At 63.8% G+C, this 3,503-nt stretch carries 1 protein-coding gene; it reads right to left on the bottom strand.

Translation table 11 applies throughout. The annotated features are described in order from the left end of the window. Positions 1 to 57 precede the first annotated feature (57 nt). Positions 58 to 3,503 (bottom strand): MobF family relaxase (gene mobF, locus ACZ3HV_RS44415; protein WP_465693922.1); only part of this gene is annotated, 3,446 nt, incomplete at its 5' end.

Raw genomic sequence — 3,503 nt, 5'->3', positions numbered from 1 at the left:
AGGAGAGAAGTTTCTCTTCGGACGCGGCAAAGACTTTCCTTTCCAGACGACCCAATCTTAGTTGGACCGCTGTCCGGGACCTTCGGGGCACCTCACTTGATAGCGCTCGCGGTAGGCGGCGATGTCGCGGATGAGTTGGTGCGGTAGTTCGGTCGACTCTGGAACGGAATCCTTGAGCTGTCGGTACCACGACTCGTTGGCCGACGCGGCTTGTTCGGTTAGCCAGTCTGCGCGCTGGGCGACCTGTGACTCGATCTCCTGGAGAGCAGCTTTGTAGGTGGGGTTGGAGACGTGGACGGCGGGCGTGAGAAGGCCGGCGATGAGCGCTGTTGCTGTCGAGCGCGTGCGTCGCTCCGCTCGGGCGATGATTCGTTCGACGCGGGCGTGGAGGATTGATGCGACATCGTTGGCGGTCGTGAGGGAGGACTGGGCGACGGCCTGGTGGAGGGTGTTGGGGACGTCGAGGCCTAGGAGTTCGGCTCGCCGGAGGGCGGTTATGAGAGGGCCGAACGCGGGGGAGGACTGGAGGGCGGCTTGGTCGACGGGGTCGAGGCCGCTGCTGGTGATGGCGGGACGGTAGCGTTCGCGGGCGTCTAGTTGGCAGAGGTGTTCGTGGATGGGGACTAGGCGGTCGAGGCGGGTGGCGTTGTCAAGTTCTGTTCGCATGACTTCGTGGGCTGAGCGTTCGATGCCATCTTGTTCCAGGATGGTCTCGAGGACGTATTGCATGGTTTGCAGGAGCTGGGGTTCGTGCATCTCGGCGGCCGTTGTGTGGGTGGCGACGTACGCGCGGTTGCTGTCGCGGCCGCGGGTCATGCCGACGTACATCAAAGCTCGAGTGAGCTTGTCGGTGACGAGTAGGTGTGCGGTGTCGACGGTCGCGCCTTGGGCGCGGTGCGCGGTGGTGGCGTATGCGAGTTCGACGGATTCGCGTACGTAGGCGCTGGGGAGGGTGACGGTTTGCAGGTCGTCGTTCTGGACGGTGAGCGAGCCGTCGTCCCAGCGGCGGATGACGGTCCAGTGGTTGCCATTCTGGACGAAGCCGCGTTTGCCGATCCGGAGGCGGCGGTTGTTGAGCCGGGTGACAATGCGGTCTCCAAGGCCTACATGGTTGCCGTCGTGGAGGACGATTCCGTCGGGTTCGACCTCGCCTGTGGTGACTCGGTCGAGTCGGGCGCGGGCGTTGAGGAGGGTGACGGTGGTGTTGTTGGCGGCGATGAGGAGACTGGTTTGGCCGGCAGTGGTGTCGGCTTGCCAGGCTTGATAGGCGGCGTTCTCCATGTCTTCGAGGGATCCGTGTGAGAGCCGGTCGTGGTCGTCGTAGAGATCGATGACTTGGTGGTGTCCGCTGCGGAGTTGGAGGCTCGCTTCGAGTTCCCAGTCGTTGCTGAAGCGCCATACGTCGCTGAGTTCGGCAGCATTGGTGTCGTTGGCGATGAGGCGGAAGGCGCCGCCGGTGTCTGCGGCGCCGAGTTGGGCGTCGTCGCCGACGAGGAGGAGTTTGGCGCCGGCTTTGTCGGCTTCGCGGGCGAGGGCGGCGAGTTCCATGGTGCCGGCCATCGAGGCTTCGTCGACGATGATGAGTTGGTTTCGGCGGAAGTGCCATCTGTCGCGTTCGGCGTATGCGCGGGCTAGTTCTGCGACGATCCGCTGGTGACGTCGGCGGCGGCCCGCGGTCTCGGCGGCCTGGGCTGCGCGTTCGAGCTCGCCGATCCAACGGTTGCGTTGATCTGCTGCGACGCCAGCGGACTCGTGAATCCATTTGGCGACATTGTCCGCGGAGAGTCCGAGAGTGTCGGACAGTACCGTTGCTGCTGCGGATGAGGGCGCCAGGGCGATGATTGACCCTTCGCCGTGTTCTGCTTCCCAGCGCGTTCTGATAGCAGCAAGAAGGCTGGTTTTGCCGGTGCCAGCTGGTCCGACGAGAGCTTCGACTGTCTGACCACTGAGCGCTATCCGGTGCAGTGCTTGGATCTTGTCGTCGCTCAGGTTGGGAGCGCGTAAGTGGCGGACAGGGATGGTCGGGCCGCCGAGCTTACCGGCGAGTTCCAGCAGCACACTTTCGGCGCCGAGGATCACTGGGGATGTGAAGATCTCCCCGCTGTGGATGGTGAAGACGCTCTGGCCGTCGGCGCGGCTGAGTGGTGCTGTGAAGGTGGCGGGTGGCGTGATGCTGATCGACTGGTGCTCGGCGTCGTGCACGATTGCCTCGAGCACCTGAAGGCGATCTTCGGTGGTCGCCAGTCGAAGCAGGCGAGTCTGGCGGGCTGCCTCGGCGAGGAGGTTCCAGCGCGTCCAGGTGGAGCGCTTCGTCTGCAGAGCGAGCACTGTCGTGACACCGTATGCGTGGATAGTCTCGGGGCTCAGGTCCGCGGCCATAACTGGCCGATCCATGGCCTGGTTGAGAACCTTCTCGATGATCGCGCCCGCTTGGCCGTGCGTGACTCGATCGGCGCGTTCGCGCCAGTTTCGCATCAGCTCAGCGAGCGGTTTGGCCAGGTGCTTGGCCGGACGGTTCATCAGGGTTGCTTGCTGTCGAAGGACGTACATCTCGCGTCGGCCGGGTGGATGGGCTTCGCCGGCGCGCTCGGTTAGGAGTGTGGCGAGATTGGTCTCGATCTGTTGAGTTCGTGCAGAGAATTCGCGCATCAGCTCGTCTGGGATTCCTTCGATCTCGAAGGCTGGGTTTCGGCGTTCTCCGCGTTCGTGGAGTTGCCACCTGACGCCTAGTCGGCGACTTAGGTCGTCGGCGAGCAGTGCGTTGTGTACTTCGGACATCGCCACGGCCGCGGCGTACAGGACTCTGCCGTCGACGGTGCGCCAGCGGCCGTCGTCTGCGCCCTGGACGCGGTTCGCGACGACGAGGTGGGTGTGGAGCTGCGGGTCGCCGCTTCTGGTGTCCCAGTGATCGAACGCGGTCGCGATGACACCGCGGGTCTCAATCTGCGCGACGCCGTCCTCACCGGTTCTAGTGAAGACGGCTTGCTCTTCGATCAACGTCAGTACGTCGTTGACGGCCTCGTGGTGGGCGGCGACGATCTGCTCTTGTACGCCGACGTCGGAGGTTGCCCACAGGGCTGATACTGACTTGACCGGGGAGAACGTGAGGTCGTAGCCGGCTATCGCTTGCCGCGTCTTCTGGCGTGCTTCGGTCTGTCGGATTTGCTCGATCGCATGTTCGCGCTGGGCGGGCATCATGGCCGGGTCAAGTGCGCGCACTTGCTCGGCGATGCGTTCCATGGGGGTCTTGTAGATGCGATACGGCTCGCCGAGCTTCGTACCCGTGAGCGGGTCTTCCGCTCGTCCGAAGAGTGCCGCCATCTGTTGTTCGGTGACCTCGTTTCCAGCCGTCAACTGGCCGTTGCCCAGTCCACTCAACCCGCGTCCAAACCATCGACCGACTGGGTATGAGGTGCCCCGAAGGTCCCGGACAGCGGTCCAACTAAGATTGGGTCGTCTGGAAAGGAAAGTCTTTGCCGCGTCCGAAGAGAAACTTCTCTCCT

The organism is Kribbella sp. NPDC020701, assembly GCF_055562215.1.
Note: the sequence above shows the minus strand (reverse complement) of the source record. Positions and strands in the feature narration are given on the sequence as shown.